We start from the raw sequence: 18,080 nt of genomic DNA on the forward strand, positions 1-18,080 counted from the left end.
CGCTCTGGCTCGGGTTGGCTTCGCTTTGCTCTGTCGGCAAGCTATTTTGCGCTCAAACTCGGCTTGCGCAGCGTTCAGACATGACGCGCGATCACCATGCGCTGCACTTCGCTGGTTCCTTCGTAAATCTGCGTAATGCGGGCGTCGCGATAATGGCGCTCCACTGCGTAGTCTTCGAGGTAGCCGTAGCCGCCGTGAATCTGGATCGCGTTGGAGCAGATCTGCTCGGCCGTTTCCGAGGCGAAGAGCTTGGCCTGCGATGCCTCCGACAAACACCGCTCGCCCGCCGAGCGCAGCCGCGCCGCGTGGTGCACGAGCAGGCGCGCGGCGTTCAGGCGCGTGGCCATGTCCGCAAGCATGTTGGCGATGGTCTGGTGGTCTTTTAGCGCCTTGCCGAACTGCACGCGCTCGCTCGCATAGACGCGTGCGGCGTCGAACGCGGCTCGCGCAATCCCGACAGCCTGCGCCGCGATGCCGATGCGCCCGCCTTCCAGATTCGACAGCGCGATGCGCAAGCCCTCGCCCGGTTCGCCGAGCAGGTTGGCTTCGGGGACCGTGCAGTCGTCGAGCGAAATAGGACAGGTGTCCGACGCGCGAATGCCGAGCTTGTGCTCCGGCTTGCCGACGTTGAAGCCCGGCGTATCGGTCGGCACGATAAACGCGGAGAGACCGCGCTTGCCGCGATCCGGATCCGTGACGGCGAACACGATCGCGATGTCGGCACGCGCCCCGTTCGTCACGAACTGCTTGTTGCCGTTCAATATCCATTTGCCGTCGCGCAGCACCGCACGCGTGCGCAGGTTGTTCGCTTCCGAGCCCGCTTGCGGCTCGGTCAGGCAGAATGCGCCGATGCGCCGGCCGGTGGCAAGGTCGTGCAAATAGCGGTCTTTTTGCGCGTCGCTGCCGAAGTTGAGAATCGGTCCGCAGCCGACAGAGTTATGCACGCTCATCAGCGTCGCACAGGCGGCGCAGCCGGCCGCGATTTCTTCGAGCGCGAGCGCATAAGCCACATAGTCGGTGTACGAACCGCCCCATTGCGGCGGCACGATCATGCCGAGAAAGCCGAGCTCGCCCATTTGCCTCACGACGTCCGCGGGCAGTTGCGCGTCGCGGTCCCACTGCGCGGCGTTGGGGGCGAGGCGCTCGGTCGCGAAGTCGCGGGCCGCGTCGCGGATCATGCGTTGTTCTTCGGTGTAGAAGCTGTCCATGAGCGTGCGTCCTGTGCTTGCGTTGGCAGCAAGTGTAGGCAAGCTTCATGGCCGCTTCGATGCTCAGTCCGATCATTGTGCGTGAGCGCGTTTGCCATAGCGCGTGTTCGCAGCCCACCATCAGGACGGACGGCGGCCCAACGGCCACGGCCACGGCCACGCGCGCGGGACACCGCGCGAACCCCGCACGCGGCGGCCCGCTCAATCTGGCGCGGGCACGGGCGTGTGCGTCGCCCTTCCCCCGCTCCTTCAGAAGTTGTGGCGGATACCGGCTGTGACGCCCGTCGTCGTGCCTTGCTGACCATTGATCGCGTAGCCCATCAAGAGGCCGCTGTTCATGGCGCCGCGATTGTTGACCGCGGCAAACTGCGTGTAGAGCGCTGTTCGGGTGGACAGCGAGTACACCACGCCTATCGCACCGAGAATCGACGAATTGACCGAATCGTTGCGATCTGTCCGGTAATACACGCCGCCGTTGACGTTCAACGCAGGGGTCGCATTCCAGTCGAGGCCAAAGCCGTAGATGTTCGAATTGAACGAGTGCGCGACCTTGAAGTTCACGAACTGCGCTTTGGCGGTAACGTTGGCGAACCGGTAGAGAGCCCCTACCATGCGCCCCGAAAAATCCAGTGTGCTCGGAATCGGCGTGGAAACGGTACCGCCGCCATTGCCGGAATACAGTGCGGCGTTGATCACGAAGTTGCCGAGCTGGTACCTCAGATTGCCGGAATATTGCCGGCCCGCCTGAAAGTCGCCGGCTTTTCCACCGAACGCAAGCAGTGCGCTGCCTTGAAAGCCCGCAAAAGCTGGGCTCGTGTAGGACATGCCGTTCGAGTTGAAGGCCCCCGTACCCGCCACGTTGTTCGCGTAGTTGACGAGACCGCTGCCGATCTGCGAGAAGCCGCGCGGATCGGTTTCATATAGCGACAGAAAAAAGGGCGAGTACTGCAAGCCGAGCTTCACCTCACCCGGCTTGCCGGCCAGAGAAACGAAGGCCTGGCGCCCGAAGAAATTGCCGTTGGAATTGTTGATGCCGCCATTCATCACACTCACACCGCTTTCGAGCGTGAAGCGCACTTTCGCACCTCCGCCCAGGTCTTCCACGCCCGTCAGCCCGAATACCGTGGGCGAACTGCCGCCGTCGACCGCCGCCAATTGATGACCGTCGTTAAGACCCGTCTTCGCATTGAGCGTGCGGCTCATGTACAGCAGTCCGGCGTCGACGCGTCCATATAAGGTCACGCTGCTTTGCGCACACGCGCTGCCGATCACAGAAGCTCCGCCGATGCACGCAATGGGCAACTTCACGCACCTGGAAAAGCGACTCATGTTGTCTCCTCCGATATTTAGTATGACTATGTATATAGAAAACGCAGGCGCCGCATTCACGGCGCCGGTTTCTCCCGAATAGGAACTCGTTGTTGTTATCGAAAACTACGTGGTTCGCCCGCCGTCTAATCGCGGCCGGCCTCGATGATCTTTTGCGCCAGCGCCGCGGGGTTCGAGAACATCACCTGGTGGCTTCCTTCCATGTGCAGCACGCGGCAAGGGAAAAGGCGCTCGGCAAAGCGCGGAAACCAAGCATACTCGCCTGGCGGCATCGCCACATCGGCTTGCGCGTTCAGGTAGGTCTTCGGAATCTGCAGCGTGTAGAAGGTCTTCAGCGGGACCTTGTCGGTGAGCATCCGGTACGGTTCGGGGCACAGCAGGCTGTAGGTGTGCTTTGCGGTGGCCTCATCCGCGTCACCGATAAAACTGTCGCGCCAGACCGGGTACGGAAGCACCACGCAATTGTCGCCACGCTCCGCCGCAATGGCATCCATCATCACGGAGTACGCGGGCGGCGACACGTCGCTCACGCTTTCCCCGTCCTTCAGCACAAAGGCGTTCCAGTAGACGAGCCGCCTGATACGCTCGGGAATCTCCTCCGCGACGCGCGAAATGACCGACCCGCCGAAGCTGTGCGCCACCAGCACGATGTCCTTCAAACCTTTGCTGGTGATGTACTCCACGATCGAATTCACGCCCTGCGCGTGACCCACGTCGCGCTCGCCGGGTCGCGCATCGCGCGTATGCCCCGCCACCGTCGGCGTGTGCACTTGGTGCCCGGCCATTCGCAGATTCTCCGCCACCGGCGCCCATAGCTCGCCATAGTGCCAGGCGCCGTGAATCAGTACGAACGTATATCTCCTGTCCATGTTTTCTCCTCTGATTTGAAAGCCAGGTATTGTTGAATGCCTAATGTAGGTTGAAGAAGCGCCGTGCATTGCCGCCGAGAATTTTCTGCCTGGCCTGCTCGCTCAGATGCGGATGCCCGTCGACCAGCTCGCCGATGCGCTGCTCGCCTAGCGGAAACGGATAATCGGAGCCCAGCATCACGCGGTCTTCTCCCATGGTGTCGACCAGAAACTGCAGTGCCCCGCGATCGAACACTGCGCTGTCCACATGAAAGCGGTCGAGGTACGACACCGGCGGATTCGGACATGCCTCGCGCACGATGTCGCGCTGCTCCCACGCGTTCTGCACGCGGCCGAGCAGAAACGCGAAGCTGCCGCCGCCATGCGCGAAGCAGAGCTGGAGCGAGCGCGGTATGCGCTCGAAAGCGCCGGAGAGAATGAGCGAAACCATGCTCAACTGCGTTTCCGCCGGCATCGACACCAGCCACGGCAGCATCCATTTCTTCATGCGACCGTCGGTCATCATGTCCCACGGGTGCACGAGCACCGGAATGCCGTCGTCCGCGCAATGCGTGAGAAAGGCCACGAGGTGTTCGTCGTCGAGATCGCGCGGCCCGAGATGATTGCCGATCTGCACGCCGTGGTGACCGGCGCGGCGCGCGCGCGTCGCCTCGCGACACGCGAGTTCCACGTCTTGCAGCGGCACCTGCGCGAGCGCCAGCAAGCGGCCGTTTGCCCGCGCGCACATGTCGAGCGCGCGGTCGTTCATGCGCATCGCCCATTCGTGTGCGGCGCGGGGCTCCTGGCTATAGCCGAACATCACGGGCGTCGCGCACATGAGCTGCCGCTCCACGCCGAGCGCATCCAGTTCCGCCACGCGCGCGACGGGGTCCCACAGTGCCCGCTTGACCGGGCGGAAGGGCCGCTCGCCGGTCATGATCATGCCGTGTTCGCCGTCGGCGTCGATCCTGAGCCAGGGCGCGCGTTCGGGATCGAGACTCGCCGCTTCCGCCTGAGTGATCGGCGGAAAAAAATGCGAGTGCATGTCGATTCGCAAAGTCATCTTTTTTTAGCCTGATGGTTGTGCCTGTTTTTCCTGCTTCGCGTCAACGCGCGTGTCCCGGGTGGAGATGGCCGCAGTTCTTGCAGCGGCGCAAGTCCTCGGACGCAAAGAAGGCGTCGAAGAGCGGCGGCAGATCGGTCACGATGCTCTTCAATTGCACTTCCACGCGGTGCACGAGGTGACTGCATGCGTCGCAATACCACTCGAATCCGTCGACCAAACCCGCCGGCCTCTGCCGCTCGACCACAAGACACAGGCTGCCTGCCTCGGGCCGCTGCGGCGAATGGCGGACGTGCGGCGGCAGCAGGAAAATGTCGCCTTCGTTCAGATCGACGCGCTCGCGCTTGCCGTCGATCCACAGATTCAGGTACGCATTGCCGCGCATCTGAAAGAAAAATTCCTCGACAGGATCGTCGTGGTAGTCGGTCCGATGATTCGGGCCGCCCACCACCGTGACGAGAAAATCGCTGTCTGGCCACACCTGCTGATTGCCGACCGGCGGCTTCAGCAGATGTGCGTGCTCGTCGATCCAACGCTGGAAATTGAAGGGTTTGCCGTACTTCAACATGGTCTTGTCTCCATCATCTTGTCTTCCTGGATGTGGCGCCTCGCGTTTCACCGGCGAGGCGCGTAGGCAATCGCCTTAATCTCGATCAGCAGATGGGCATGCGGCAGTTGATGCACCGCCACCGTCGTGCGCGTCGGCCCCGTCTCGTCGAAATACTCGTTGTAGATCTCGTTATAGCCGCCGAAATCGTTCATGTTGACGAGGAACGATGAAATCTCAACGACGTTCGACAAGTCCGCGCCCTCGCTCTGCAGAATGTCGCGCATGTTTTCGATCACCGCGCGGGTCTGCTCGCGAATGTCGAGCGTGAGCGTGCCGAACTCGTCGGCGGCCGCGCCCACGATCGTATTGTCGGGCCGCCGCGCGCTCGTGCCGGAGACAAACAGGAAGTCGCCGGCGCGCGTGATATGAGGAAAACGGCCGCGCGGCGTCGCCTTGCCGGCTACGACGCGCGCGTGAGAAGTGGTGTCGTCGTTCATGATGGTCGGTAAGTAGTGAATTCCGTCACGCTGAGCCCGTTGACGAGGCACTGCACGTGCACGCCGTGGGCAAGCGCGTGGGCGGCCCGCTGGATCTCGCAGGCCGCGTCGAGCGTAAAGCCGGCGGTGCCCGTGAGCTGGGGATCGGCGTCGCCTTGCATGCGGCCACGTCCACGCGCGGCCAGCTCGTCGTAGTCGATCATGCGCTTGCCCTCCCGGCTTGCGCTTGCTGTTGCTGCCGCGTTTGGACCATATCCAGGGCGACGTCCACGATCATGTCTTCCTGGCCGCCCACCATCCGGCGGCGCCCGAGCTCGACCATGATGTCGAACGCGGACAGCCCGTACTTCGCGGCGGCCGCTTCGGTATGCCGCAGAAAGCTCGAATACACGCCAGCGTAGCCGAGTGCGAGCGTTTCGCGGTCCACCCGCACGGGTCTTTCCTGCAGCGGGCGCACGATGTCGTCGGCCGCGTCGATCAGTTGCTTGACATTGCAACCATGGTTCAAGCCCTGCCGCTTCGTCGATATTCGCACGCGTGCCGGGTCCGGCCGAGCGGCTCGAAATCGACGCGACGATCCCGGCATAGTGAACCGGCGCGATACGCGACACCGCGTGAACATGGGAATTGTCGCCTGTCCGCCGCAGGTGACCATGTTCAGATTCGCCGCGCCGACATGCTCGAATGCATTGACCACCGGCACGACAAACGGTCCGATCGCCGGGGGCGTGAGATCGATCATCTGCAAGCCGGGCTTCGCCGCGTGCAGGAAGGCGTCGTTCTTCACATGCGCCGAGGCGGAGGTCGCGTCGAACACAATATCGATGTCCTTGAACATCGGCAGGCGCGCGAGGCCTTCCACGCCTTCGTGCGTCGTCGCGACGCCGAGGCGCCTCGCGCGGGCGAGTCCGTCGGAAGCGGGATCGATGCCGACCATCGCTGCCATCCTCACATATTTAGCATGACGTACCGTCTTGATCATCAGATCGGCGCCGATATTGCCCGGACCGATGATCGCCAGATCGAGCCTGTCCTTCGTTTTCATGTGGGCTCCGATTGGGTGGAAAAAGAGGCGCTCACCGTCCCGTGTCCCTCGATGCTCGCGGTGAACACGTCGCCCGCACTCGCGGCGACCATCGGCCCCGCGAGCGTGTGCCGCTCATGCGGCAGATCGCGTTCGAGCACGAGTGCGATTTCCGCCTCGACTTTCGGCTGCTGCGTGCGCGACATCGCGATCTCTTCGCCGTCCGCAACCGCCATGGTGTCGAACAGCATGCCGAAATCCGGCTGATCGACGCCGAATTGCCCCTGCACTGCACGCGAAGTCAAACCCACCTTGCAGCCGACGAGCCGTTCGCCGCTGGTCAGGCGCCGTTCGGTGTTGACCCGCTGCGCTTCGTACGCGGCGCCGCAGCGGATCGCCGCCGAGCTGCGCGATCGCATCGCGCACCGGCGCACACGCCACGCCGCTCTGCGCGGCCTGCCACAAGCGCTGTGCGATGGCTTTCGTCGCGCTTCGATCGAGTTCACTCATGCAACCCTCACGCAGACGTTGGTCAGTTCGGAATAGAAATCGAGCGAATGGCGACCTCCTTCGCGGCCGATGCCGGAGAGCTTCGAGCCGCCGAACGGCGTGCGCAGGTCGCGCACATACCACGCGTTGATCCACACGATGCCGGTCTCGATGCGCCGCGCCACGCGATGCCCGCGTGCGAGGTGCGTGGTCCAGACGCTGGCGGCGAGGCCATATGCGCTGTCGTTGACGCGCGCGACGACTTCGTCTTCGCTGTCGAACGGCGCGATATGACACACGGGGCCGAACACTTCCTCGGTGACGACGCGCGCCGTGTCGGGCAAGCCGGTCCAGATGGTTGGGAGTACGAACGCCCCTTCGTCGCGCGCGTCGTCAAAGCGCGGCACGTCGCCGCCCGTCACCACGGTCGCGCCCTCCTCGACGGCAAGCCGGAAGTAGGACAGCACCTTGTCGCGATGGCCGTGCGAGATGAGCGGCCCCATCGTCGTCGACGGGTCCTCGGGCGAGCCGACCCGCAATGCCTCGGTCTTCGTTTTCAGCGCCGCGACGAAACGTTCGAAAATCGGCCGCTCCACATACACGCGTTCGCTGCACATGCAAACCTGTCCCGCGTTCGTGAAGCTCGACTTGAGGACGCCTTCGACGGCGGCGTCGAAATCGGCATCGGCGAATACGACCGCCGCATTCTTGCCGCCCAGTTCGAATGAAATCTCCTTCACGCCGTCGGCCACGTTCTTCATGATCGCGCTGCCCGTGCGGGATTCGCCCGTGAAGGTCACGGCATCGATCTGCGGATGTCGCGTGAGAAATTCGCCCGCGGCGTTCGAGCCATGGCCGTGAATCAGATTGAACACGCCGGGCGGCAAACCCGCGGCGTGAATCACTTCGGCCAGCAAGGTCGCGGATCCGGGCGTCTCTTCGGAAGGCTTGGCGACCACGCAATTGCCCATGGCCAAAGCCGGCGCCACTTTCCAGGTCAACAACAGAAGCGGCAGATTCCACGGCGAGATGATGCCCACCACGCCAAGCGGTTTGCGCGTCACGTAGTTGATCAAGCTGCCGCCGTCGGCCGTCCGGGTTTCGAAGTACTCGCCATGCGCGTAACGCACGAGGTCGGCGAAAGTGCGGAAGTTGGTCACGCCGCGCGCGACGTCGAGCGTGCGCGCCTGCGCGAACGGCCGGCCCGTGTCGGCCACCTCCGCCGCGACGAAATCCTCGAAACGCGCCTCGATGCCGTCGGCGATCCGGTGCAGCCACTCGGCTCGCTGCGCCGGCGTGGTGTCTGCCCAACCGGCGCGCTGGGCCGCGCGCGCGGCGCGCACGGCGCGATCCACACTCGCTTCGTCGGCCTCGCACACGCGGGCCACGAGCGAGCCGTCCACCGGACTCACGTCGTTGAACGTGATGTCGCTCGCAACGAATTCGCCGCCGATGTAGTGCCGCAATAGCCGCTCTCCGTGCGCGGCGCCAGCCTGTTCTGCAATCACAATGTCTCCTGCCAGATGAAGTATGTGCAGGAGTCTATGAGCGGCGCGCCGGAAACGAAAATCAGGCCTTCGTCGCCAGCTATGCGAAAGAGGCATAGCAGCGCCGCGACCGCACTGCAGCGCTTCCGGCCTTCCGTTGCCTCAGACGGAACAGCCGATTTCGTGCGACGTATCGGTCGCCACCTCGCGCAGACAGTCGATGAACGACAGGCACGCGGCGCTCTGTTCCTTGTTGGAGCGCACCGAGAAACCGACCGCGCCGAATGCGCCCGTCTCCGGCAAGTCGAGTATCCGCAGCACACCCGCCGCCTCGAACTGGCGCGCAGCGACGCGCGGCATCAGCGCGACGCGCGGCGTTTCGAGCAGCAAGCCGATATTGGTCAGCAAAGACAGCGATTCGACGATATCGACGGGCAACGGCAACCCGGCCGCGCGGAACAGCTGCTCGGCCGCGAGCCGCGACGGCGAGTCGGGCGTGGGCAGAATCCACGGCAGCGCAGCCAGCTCGGACAGATGACCGACACCTAGAGGGCCGTCCTTGAAGCCCTTGCCGGCCACGACGCACAGCGACTCCTCGAACAGCACCTCATGAGTCAGCGGGAAGGCATTGGCAATGGGCAGTTCGCGCTCCGGCAAGCGGCCCACGACCACGTCGAGGTCGCCCGTGGCCAGCGCCGGAAAGAGATGCGCCGTGGTGCCCTCGCGCACGGTGACGAGCACCTTCGGCGAGCGCGCCTTGAGCGCGGCGATAGCATGCGGCAGAAGGCGGGCCGACGCGGCGATCAGGGTGCCGACAATCACATGACCGCTCGTGCCGAGGCGAAAGTCGTTCACTTCGTCGGTCATGTAGCGGAACTCGGCCATCAACGACTTGACGCGCCGCCCAAGCAGCACGCCGAGGTCGGTCGGCATGACCCCACGGTTGGAGCGCGAAAAAAGCGGCCCGTCGAAATACGATTCGAGCTCCTGAATCACCCTCGTCACGGCCGGTTGCGTGAGGTTGAGCTCATTGGCCGCGCGTATCACCGAGCGCGTTTCGAGCACGCGCTCGAAGATCATCAGCTGGTTCAGCTTCAGACGGCGAATCAAGGAGTTCTCGCTGATCGGATTGTGCATGACGATGATGGACTGCCTTTTGAAGTTGCAGAAGGTACCATGCGGTGCCGGGCGCGACTCTTTTTTCGTGCATCAGACAACCCACCATGAGGACAACGTTGAGCGCCATTGCCATCACGAGCACACCGTTAAACGGACGCGGTCCGGAGCGCCGATGAAAGCGGAAAAGGGCACCATCTCCGTGAGCCTCGTCAACGAAACGTTGGCGCTTGCGAGCGCCCGCGGGCTGGATGCATTGCAGTTCGCCGAAGCCGCGGGCATCGCTGCGCCGATGCTCGCGTCGCCGAAGAGCCGAGTGTCGGCGGCGCAATACGGCGCGCTGTGGGTCGGCATCGCACGCGCGCTCGACGATGAATTCTTCGGCCAGGATTCGCATCGCATGAAATGCGGCAGCTTCATCGCCATGACGCAGACCGCGCTCACGGCGCGCAACGGCGCCCAGGCGCTCGCGCGTGCGGTCGGTTTCATGCGTCTCGTGCTGGACGACCTGAACGTTCGGATCGAGACGAAGGCGGAGCGCGTGCGTCTGTGCTTCGAGGGACGCGAGGGAGCGAAGCCGCCCGCCATGTTTGCGTACGCGACGTATTTCATTGTGGTCTATGGACTGTTGTGCTGGCTGGTCGGGCGCCGCATTCCGCTCCTCGAGGCGCGTTTTCGCTGCGCCGAGCCGCCCGCCGCGCACGAGTACCAGCTGATGTTCTGCGACGACATGGCGTTTAACCAGGCCGAGTCGTATGTGGATCTTGCGCCCGCGTTTCTGGAGTTGCCGGTGATTCAGACCGCCCGCTCGGCGCAGGCCTTTTTGCGCGATGCGCCGGCAAGTTTCATCGTCAAGTTCCGCAATCCCGGCTCGTTTGCCGCGCGCGTGCGCAAGACGCTGCGCGCGGTGCCGATGGCGAGCTGGCCCGCCGCCGACCAGATGGCCGCGCGGCTCAACGTCGCCGAGGCGACCATGCGGCGCCGCCTCAAACAGGAAGGCCATACCTACCAGTCGATCAAGGACGAGCTGCGGCGCGACATCGCAATCGGCGAGTTGCAGAAGTCGCGCCGCACGATCGCGGATATCGCGGCTTCCGTGGGTTTCGCGGAGCCGAGCGCGTTTCATCGCGCGTTTCGCAAATGGACCGGCATGCGGCCCACCGACTATCGCCCGGCGCGTGCAGATTTCCCGCGGCGAGCGGAATCGGACTAAGCTGTAAGCAGCAGGCCAGTCTTCCTGGAGTGTCGGCCCGCGCCGCCCGGTTTCCGTCGACGGCGCGCGGCGCCCGTTAGCGATGAGCACGTATTCACGTCGCCCGTTCCGGCAGTCTGGCGCGCGCCGGCCGTTGATCCACGGCGGTGCCGCGCGCCGGTTCCTGCGCGGCATGACCGCGTGCGGGATACTTTTCGCGTTTGCGCTGCTGTTGGCCTCGCAGTGTGCGCCGCGGTTTGCCGCCTGGTTCGCATCGGGCGAATCTGGTGTGGTTTGGTCCGTTCAACTGGTTCAGGCGGTTCAGGCCGCGACCCTCCCCGCTCCGGCTGCCGGCGGCCAGGCGCCCAACAGCGTCGTGGTGATTCCGGTCAGCGGCGCGATCGGTCCGGCGAGCGCCGACTTCATCGTGCGCAGCCTGCAGCGGGCCGCCGACAGCCACGCGCAGCTCGCGGTCCTGCAACTGGACACGCCCGGCGGGCTCGATACGTCGATGCGGCAGATCATCAAGGCGATTCTCGCGTCGCCGGTTCCCGTCGCAACCTTCATCGCCCCGAGCGGCGCGCGGGCGGCAAGCGCTGGCACCTACATCGTTTATGCCAGCCACATAGCGGCGATGGCGCCCGGCACGAATCTCGGCGCGGCCACGCCGATCCAGATGGGAATCGGCGGCGCGGAACCGCCGGGAGGCACGCCGGGGTTGCCGGGCACGGGCCCAGGCAACCGCGCGCCGCAGGCACCGGCGCCGGACTCCGCCAGCGCGGCGGCGGGTGCCGCGAGCAGCGCCGCCACCGGCGCCAGTGCCAACCCCGCCACGAGCGCCCCCGCCGCGCTGCCGCTCGACACGCAGTCGACGGAATTGCGCAAGCAGGTCCACGATGCCGCTGCGTATATTCGCGGCCTCGCGCAGATGCGCGGGCGCAACGCCGACTGGGCCGAGCGCGCGGTGCGCGAAGCGGTGAGCCTGACAGCCGCCGACGCGCTCGCGCAGCACGTCGTCGATCTGAATGCGCGCGACGTGCCCGACCTGTTGCGCCAGCTCGACGGCCGCACGGTCGCGACGAGCGCGGGCAACGTCAGGCTGGCCACGGCCCATGCGCCCGTCGTGACCCTCGAGGCCGACTGGCGCAGCCGCTTTCTCGCGGTCATCACCGACCCGAACGTCGCGCTGATGCTGCTGATGCTCGGCATGTACGGCCTCTTCTTCGAATTTGCCAACCCCGGCTTCGTGCTGCCGGGCGTGGTCGGCGCGATCAGCCTGCTGATGGGGCTTTTCGCCATGCAGATGCTGCCCGTCAACTATGTCGGCCTCGGCCTGATCTTTCTCGGCATCGCGTTTCTGATCGGCGAGGCGTTTCTGCCGACCTTCGGCTCGCTCGGCTTCGGCGGCATTGTCGCGTTCGTGATCGGCGCGTTGATGCTGATCGACACTGACGTGCCGGGCTACGGCATTCCGCTGCCGATGATCGCCGCCGTGGTCGTGTTCAGCGTGCTGTTCGTGCTCGGCGTGTCGAGGCTCGCGCTGCGCGCGCGGCGCCGGCCAGTGGTGACCGGTTCCGAGGGGCTGATCGGCAGTGTCGGCGTGGTGCTCGACAACGGTCTGGTGGCCGCGGCAGCCGGTCCGGCGACCCGCGGGCCGGCCGGCTGGGCGCAGATCAACGGCGAGCGCTGGCAGGTGTCGAGCGGCGTTCCGGTCGCCGCGGGCGAGCCGGTGCGCGTGATCGCGCGGCAGGGGCTCACGCTGACGGTGGAGCCCGTCGCCGCCGCCGGGGCGCGGCAGCAGCAACCTTCTCTGGGAGGAAAGTCCTCATGATCGGTTTCACATTCGGGTTCAGCAGCCTTCTCGTTCTGCTGGTGGCGGCGCTGATCGCTTCGTCGATACGGATTTTTCGCGAGTACGAACGCGGCGTCGTGTTCATGCTGGGGCGCTTCTGGAAAGTGAAGGGCCCCGGGCTCGTGCTGATTATTCCGGTCGTGCAGCAGGTGGTGCGCATCGATTTGCGCACCGTCGTGTTCGACGTGCCGCCACAGGACGTGATCACGCGCGACAACGTGTCGGTCAAAGTCAACGCCGTGGTGTATTTCCGGGTGGTCGACCCGGAAAAGGCCGTGATCCAGGTCGCGCGCTACTTCGAGGCGACCAGCCAGCTCTCGCAGACCACGCTGCGCGCGGTCCTCGGCAAGCACGAGCTGGACGAACTGCTCGCCGACCGCGAGCAGTTGAACGCCGACATCCAGAAAGTGCTCGACGCGCAAACCGATGCGTGGGGCATCAAGGTGGCCATCGTCGAGATCAAGCATGTGGACATCAACGAAACCATGATCCGCGCGATTGCCCGCCAGGCGGAAGCGGAACGCGAACGGCGCGCCAAGGTGATTCACGCCGAGGGCGAGCTGCAGGCGTCGCAGCAACTGCTGCAGGCGGCGCAGACGCTCGCGCGCGAGCCGCAGGCCATGCAGTTGCGCTATCTGCAAACCCTGACGACGATCGCCGCCGACAAGAATTCCACCATTGTGTTTCCGCTGCCCGTCGATCTGCTGAATGCCGTGGTGGATCGGCTCGCCAAACCGCCGGTGTCTTGAAGCGGGCGCGTGCAACGGGCGCAGGCCAGCGCGCTCGCGGGATGAAACAATGCATTGCCGAACGGAGGCTTACCCGGACTTGTCGCCAACCCTAGAATACCAGGGTCGTCCTTAACTGCTCCCATGGAGCCCATCATGAAAACGCTTTTTCGAATTGGACTCGGCGCGCTGTTGGCCGCCGTCAGCATGAGCGCCGCGTGGGCGCAGTCGTCCACCCGTCCGACCGATCCCACCGCGCCCAAAACGCGTGCCGAGGTCAAGGCTGATCTCGTCGAATGGCGCGCCGCCGGCTACGATCCGCTCGACTGGCTGAACTACCCGCACAACGCGCAGCGCGCCGCGCGCATCGTCGCGCAAAGGCACGCGCAGCAAGCGGGCGCGGGTGTTGGCCAATAAGCCGGCAATGACCTCCCGATCAACGCGGCAATCGCTTCCTTTCCGCTTTTGCCGCGGTTTTGGCACGACGTCGTAAATTCGCTTGCGGCTGCGCGCGAGGCGCTGGCAAGGTATCATCTCGCCCCTACGACGAGAGACCCCGCCATATGGATTCCCTGCAACGCTATTTCGGACTCGACGCGGCCGGCACCACTCTGCGCACGGAAGTGCTCGCCGGCCTGACCACCTTTCTGACGATGGCCTACATCATCTTCGTGAACCCGGCGATTCTGGGCGACGCGGGGATGCCGAAAGACGCGGTGTTCGTCGCCACCTGCCTCGTGGCGGCGCTGGCCTCCCTGATCATGGGCCTCTACGCGAATTACCCGATCGCGCTCGCGCCCGGCATGGGACTGAACGCGTATTTCGCGTACACCGTGGTCAAGGGCATGGGCTTCACGTGGCAGGCCGCGCTCGGCGCGGTATTCATCTCCGGTTGCCTCTTTCTCGTCGTCACGCTGTTCCGGGTGCGCGAGGTGATCGTCAAGGGCATTCCGCACTCCATCCGCATTGCCATTACCGGCGGCATCGGCCTCTTTCTCGCGATCATTTCGCTGAAGACGGCGGGCGTCGTGGTCGGTAATCCGGCCACGCTCGTCACGCTCGGCGACCTGCACAACCCGCATGTGGTGCTCGCGATCATCGGCTTTTTCGCCATTGTGACGCTCGACTATCTGCGCGTGCGCGGCGCGATCCTGATCGGTATCGTGGGTGTGACGGTACTGAGCTTCTTCTTCGGCGGCAATCAGTTCCACGGCGTCGTCTCCGCGCCGCCGTCCATCGCGCCGACGCTGCTCCAGCTCGACATTCGCGGCGCGCTGTCCACCGGCGTGCTGAACGTGATCCTGGTGTTCTTCCTCGTCGAGCTGTTCGATGCAACGGGCACGCTGATGGGCGTCGCCAATCGCGCGGGTCTGCTGGTGGAAGGCAAGATGCATCGGCTGAACCGCGCGCTGCTCGCGGACAGCACCGCGATTCTGGCGGGGTCGATGCTCGGCACCTCGTCGACGACTGCCTATATCGAGAGCGCGTCGGGCGTCCAGGCAGGCGGGCGCACCGGCGTGACGGCGATCACGGTGGCCGTGCTGTTCCTTGCCGCGTTGTTCTTCGCGCCGCTCGCAGGCGTCGTGCCGGGCTACGCGACGGCACCGGCGCTGCTCTACGTGTCGTGCCTGATGCTGCGCGAAATGCTGGACCTGCCGTGGGACGACGCAACCGAAGTCGTGCCGGCCGCGCTGACCGCCCTGCTGATGCCGTTCACCTACTCCATCGCCAATGGCGTGGCGTTCGGCTTCATCTCGTATGCGGGACTCAAGCTGCTGACGGGCCGCGCACGCCAGGTGAAGCTCGTCGTGTGGATCATCGCGGCGGTTTTCCTGTTCCGCTATTTCTATCTCGGCAGCGAATAATCCTGCATCGGGCGGGCGTACCGACGTGCTCAGGCATCAGGCGCGCCAGTTCGCCTCGTAAAACCGCACATAGCCGCTGCGCAGCATCACGCACTGCGCGCTCGTCTCGGAGAGCAGGCGCCGCGTGGCGGCTTCAATGCGCTCGCGGTGCGTGTGGAATGCGCCGACCATGTCTTCGAGGCGCGGCGAGGCGGCGCCGAAGTGATCTTCGAGTGCTTCCGCGGTGATCATGCACTCCACCCTCTGCCCATCGACCAGCGCCGGAAACGCCAGGGTGAGTTCGCGACCTGAATATTCAGGGCTTTCATTCGGGAAAAGGATCTGCATGGGAGTCACCTGGAAGTTAGGCACTGCGCACGATTCGCATGGGTAATGCGCACGCCGGTTACACCTGATCGCGCCTCCAGCCTCTTCCTCCTTGTCCTATGCCGGCGACGCGGGCTCGTCATCCACGGCGCGCGAGCGTGGTTCGCGCCTCGCGAGGATGATTTGATTCACTTTAGACGAGTTCAGGCGCGGCGCAAGTTTTCCTTTTTATGAGCCTCACGCCGGTGCGGATTAGGAGTGGATGCCAGAAAATCGTGCATCCGCGTGCTCGTGCGTGCTCCGGGTGCGCATTCTCGCATTGCGCCCGACGCAAGCCGGCACGACCTGTGCAGCGTGCGTCCGCATACCGCGGTGTTTTCCCTGCCGCGCGCGGGGCTTTAGCTCCTGTAATATCAGTGTTCGGCCGCACGCGTGCCTGCTGCACTGCGGCATGAAACGGCGGGCAACGTACCCGCCGCCTCGCTCATTCGGAGACATGCCTTGAGCCATCGCCCCGCCACGCCGCCTCACATCGGTCGGACCCATGTCATCGCGCAAGCCCACGCGCGTTCGCTCGAACTCGGGCTGCGCGCGTCCGAAGTGCCGGACTTTCATCCGCTGCGACGGCCTGCGCTGCGCGAGCTGGTGGACCGCAATCAGTCGCTTTACACGCACGCGTTGCCGGTCATGGAAACGCTGCATGCGCAGATCGTCGACACGCAAAGCATGGTGCTGCTCACCGACAGTCAGGGCGTGATCCTGCACAGTCTCGGCGACAGCGACTTCGTCGAGAAGGCGAACCGCGTCGCGCTGTGCCCGGGCGTGTCGTGGGCCGAGGCCGATCGCGGCACCAATGCCATCGGCACGGCGCTTGTCGACGGGCAGCCGACCGTCGTCCACGCCGACGAACACTTCCTGCACGCGAACCGCATTCTCACGTGCTCGTGCGCGCCGATTGCGGATCCGTTCGGGCGCACCATCGGCGCGCTCGACGTGAGCGGCGACACGCGCGGCTTTCACAAGCACACGCTCGCGCTCGTGCGGATGTCGGCGCAGATGATCGAGAATCATCTGTTCTCCAATCAATTCGCCGACGCCGTCCGCGTGCATTTTCACGCCCGCGCGGAGTTCATCGGCACGCTGTTCGAGGGGCTCGCCGCGTTCGCCGCCGACGGCACGTTTCTGTCGGCGAATCGCAGCGCGCTGTTCCAGTTCGGACAGCCGCTCGCGGCGCTGCAGGCGCAGCCGTTCGAGGCGCTCTTCGGCGTCGCGTTCGCCCATGTCTTGCAGCGAATCACGCGCGCGCCCGGCGAAAACGTCGTGCTGACCTTGCCAAGCGGCGTGCGGGTGGTCGCGCGCGGCGAATATTCGGCGCAGCGTTATGTGGGGCCGGCAGCGGAGGTCGTCGATGTCGCGACGGCGCGCATGCCCGCCTCGAACGCCGTGCGTCAGGCGCCGCGTATTGGCGGCGAGGAGCCGCTTGCCACCCTTCAAACGCTCGACACCGGCGACGCCCAGGTCGCCGCGATTCTGCGGCGCGTCGCCAAGGTGCGCGGCCGCGACATTCCGATCCTGATACTCGGCAAAACGGGCACCGGCAAGGAATGGCTCGCGCGCGCCATCCATCACGATTCGCCGCGGCGCGCGGCGCCTTTCGTCGCGTTGAATTGCGCGTCGCTGCCGGACACGCTGATCGAGGCCGAGTTGTTCGGTTACGAAGACGGCGCGTTCACCGGCGCCAAAAAACGCGGCAGCGTCGGCAAGATCGTGCAGGCCGACGGCGGCACCCTGTTCCTCGACGAAATCGGCGACATGCCGCTCGCGCAGCAGGTGCGGCTCATGCGCGTGCTGCAGGAGCGCACCGTGGTGCCGCTCGGCGGCACGCGTGCGATTCCGGTGGATCTGCGGATCGTCTGCGCGACGCACCGCAACCTGCGCGCGATGATCGACGAGGGCACCTTCCGCGAAGACCTGTATTACCGCATCAACGGATTGGTGGTGACGTTGCCGGCGCTGCGCGAGCGCACGGATCTCGCCGCGCTGGTCACGCGCATACTGGAAATTCAACGCGAGGGCGAAGGCTTGCCGCGCCGCGTGTCGCCGCAGGTGCTGGAGCGCTTCATGCAATCGCGCTGGCCGGGCAATCTGCGGCAACTGGCGAACGTGCTGCGCACCGCGAGCATCATGGCCGAGGGCGCGGACCAGATCGAGCTCGACGATCTGCCGGAAGATTTCCTGCACGATTGCGCCGATGCCGCAGTGAACGGGAGCGCGTCCGTCACGCTCGCCGGCGGAGAAGACCAGAAAGGTGCTGCGTTGGACCCGCAGGCGCGCACGCCGTCGCGCATGGAAGACTGGCAGGCGACGTTGATCGCGCAGACGCTCGCGCGGCTCGACGGCAATGTGTCGGCGGCGGCACGCGAACTGGGACTCGCGCGCAACACGGTGTACCGTTATTTGCGACGCGGCGGCACGACTCACTGACGCATGCACCGCGCAATCGCCGGTGCCAGGCGGCGCGAGGCG

The 18,080-nt window shown here is 65.1% G+C and carries 17 protein-coding genes and 2 pseudogenes; 6 read left to right on the plus strand and 13 right to left on the minus strand.

Features of this window, described 5'->3' with window-relative positions; all coding sequences use genetic code 11:
* Positions 1-74: 74 nt before the first annotated feature.
* From HV711_RS17580 to HV711_RS17635, 12 genes and pseudogenes are all read right to left on the minus strand, one after another.
* A complete protein-coding gene (locus HV711_RS17580) occupies positions 75-1,208 on the minus strand; it encodes an acyl-CoA dehydrogenase (RefSeq protein ID WP_035479125.1) in 1,134 nt (377 codons plus the stop codon).
* A 249-nt stretch (positions 1,209-1,457) separates the two neighbouring features.
* Positions 1,458-2,537 (minus strand): porin, encoded by a 1,080-nt coding sequence (locus HV711_RS17585; RefSeq protein WP_035479126.1) that lies wholly within the window; start codon positions 2,535-2,537, stop codon positions 1,458-1,460.
* 125 nt (positions 2,538-2,662) lie between these two features.
* Positions 2,663-3,406 carry an alpha/beta fold hydrolase gene (locus tag HV711_RS17590; protein ID WP_035479128.1) on the minus strand — a complete coding sequence of 248 codons (744 nt, stop codon included), beginning with the start codon at positions 3,404-3,406 and terminating at the stop codon, positions 2,663-2,665.
* 40 nt (positions 3,407-3,446) lie between these two features.
* Entirely contained in the window at positions 3,447-4,448 is a 1,002-nt protein-coding gene (locus tag HV711_RS17595) for an amidohydrolase family protein (protein WP_028359787.1), read from the minus strand.
* A gap of 43 nt (positions 4,449-4,491) precedes the next feature.
* Positions 4,492-5,016: a 3-hydroxyanthranilate 3,4-dioxygenase gene (locus HV711_RS17600; protein ID WP_035479129.1), complete on the minus strand. Its 525-nt coding sequence runs from the start codon at positions 5,014-5,016 to the stop codon at positions 4,492-4,494.
* Positions 5,017-5,063: 47 nt separating this feature from the next.
* Entirely contained in the window at positions 5,064-5,495 is a 432-nt protein-coding gene (locus tag HV711_RS17605) for a RidA family protein (protein ID WP_028360066.1), read from the minus strand.
* The gene (locus HV711_RS17610) at positions 5,492-5,698 is read right to left on the minus strand and encodes a hypothetical protein (protein ID WP_175145172.1); all 207 of its coding nucleotides are present in this window, start codon (positions 5,696-5,698) and stop codon (positions 5,492-5,494) included. Before HV711_RS17610 ends, HV711_RS17605 begins: the two co-directional genes overlap by 4 nt.
* Positions 5,695-5,976 (minus strand): annotated as a pseudogene (locus tag HV711_RS34085) (4-hydroxy-2-oxovalerate aldolase); the annotation flags it as partial. The gene HV711_RS17610 and the pseudogene HV711_RS34085, both read right to left, overlap by 4 nt.
* Before the next feature lie 37 nt (positions 5,977-6,013).
* Positions 6,014-6,540 (minus strand): annotated as a pseudogene (locus tag HV711_RS17620) (acetaldehyde dehydrogenase); the annotation flags it as partial.
* On the minus strand, positions 6,537-6,938 hold the full coding sequence (locus tag HV711_RS17625) for a hypothetical protein (RefSeq protein ID WP_051224006.1): 402 nt from the start codon (positions 6,936-6,938) through the stop codon (positions 6,537-6,539). The gene HV711_RS17625 and the pseudogene HV711_RS17620, both read right to left, overlap by 4 nt.
* Positions 6,939-7,025: 87 nt before the next feature.
* On the minus strand, positions 7,026-8,516 hold the full coding sequence (locus HV711_RS17630; protein WP_035479130.1) for a 2-hydroxymuconic semialdehyde dehydrogenase: 1,491 nt from the start codon (positions 8,514-8,516) through the stop codon (positions 7,026-7,028).
* 141 nt (positions 8,517-8,657) lie between these two features.
* Entirely contained in the window at positions 8,658-9,632 is a 975-nt protein-coding gene (locus HV711_RS17635; RefSeq protein WP_035479132.1) for a LysR substrate-binding domain-containing protein, read from the minus strand.
* Between the two features lie 154 nt (positions 9,633-9,786).
* Here HV711_RS17635 and HV711_RS17640 point away from each other — a divergent pair, with 154 nt between their 5' ends.
* From HV711_RS17640 to HV711_RS17660, 5 genes are all read left to right on the plus strand, one after another.
* A complete protein-coding gene (locus tag HV711_RS17640) occupies positions 9,787-10,824 on the plus strand; it encodes an AraC family transcriptional regulator (RefSeq protein WP_013590357.1) in 1,038 nt (345 codons plus the stop codon).
* A gap of 82 nt (positions 10,825-10,906) precedes the next feature.
* Positions 10,907-12,634, plus strand: a complete 1,728-nt coding sequence (locus HV711_RS17645) for an NfeD family protein (protein WP_035479133.1) — start codon at positions 10,907-10,909, stop codon at positions 12,632-12,634.
* Entirely contained in the window at positions 12,631-13,404 is a 774-nt protein-coding gene (locus HV711_RS17650) for a slipin family protein (RefSeq protein ID WP_014971933.1), read from the plus strand. The genes HV711_RS17645 and HV711_RS17650 overlap by 4 nt, the downstream gene beginning before the upstream one ends.
* A gap of 135 nt (positions 13,405-13,539) precedes the next feature.
* A complete protein-coding gene (locus HV711_RS17655) occupies positions 13,540-13,800 on the plus strand; it encodes a DUF4148 domain-containing protein (RefSeq protein WP_013590360.1) in 261 nt (86 codons plus the stop codon).
* Positions 13,801-13,946: 146 nt separating this feature from the next.
* Positions 13,947-15,248: an NCS2 family permease gene (locus HV711_RS17660; RefSeq protein WP_013590361.1), complete on the plus strand. Its 1,302-nt coding sequence runs from the start codon at positions 13,947-13,949 to the stop codon at positions 15,246-15,248.
* Between the two features lie 36 nt (positions 15,249-15,284).
* Here HV711_RS17660 and HV711_RS17665 read toward each other — a convergent pair whose 3' ends face one another.
* Positions 15,285-15,575, minus strand: a complete 291-nt coding sequence (locus HV711_RS17665) for a DUF1488 family protein (RefSeq protein WP_013590362.1) — start codon at positions 15,573-15,575, stop codon at positions 15,285-15,287.
* Between the two features lie 480 nt (positions 15,576-16,055).
* Here HV711_RS17665 and HV711_RS17670 point away from each other — a divergent pair, with 480 nt between their 5' ends.
* Positions 16,056-18,038: a sigma-54-dependent Fis family transcriptional regulator gene (locus HV711_RS17670; RefSeq protein ID WP_035479135.1), complete on the plus strand. Its 1,983-nt coding sequence runs from the start codon at positions 16,056-16,058 to the stop codon at positions 18,036-18,038.
* Positions 18,039-18,080: the final 42 nt, after the last annotated feature.

It is taken from the genome of Paraburkholderia phenoliruptrix (assembly GCF_902859825.1).
Taxonomy (GTDB): domain Bacteria; phylum Pseudomonadota; class Gammaproteobacteria; order Burkholderiales; family Burkholderiaceae; genus Paraburkholderia; species Paraburkholderia phenoliruptrix.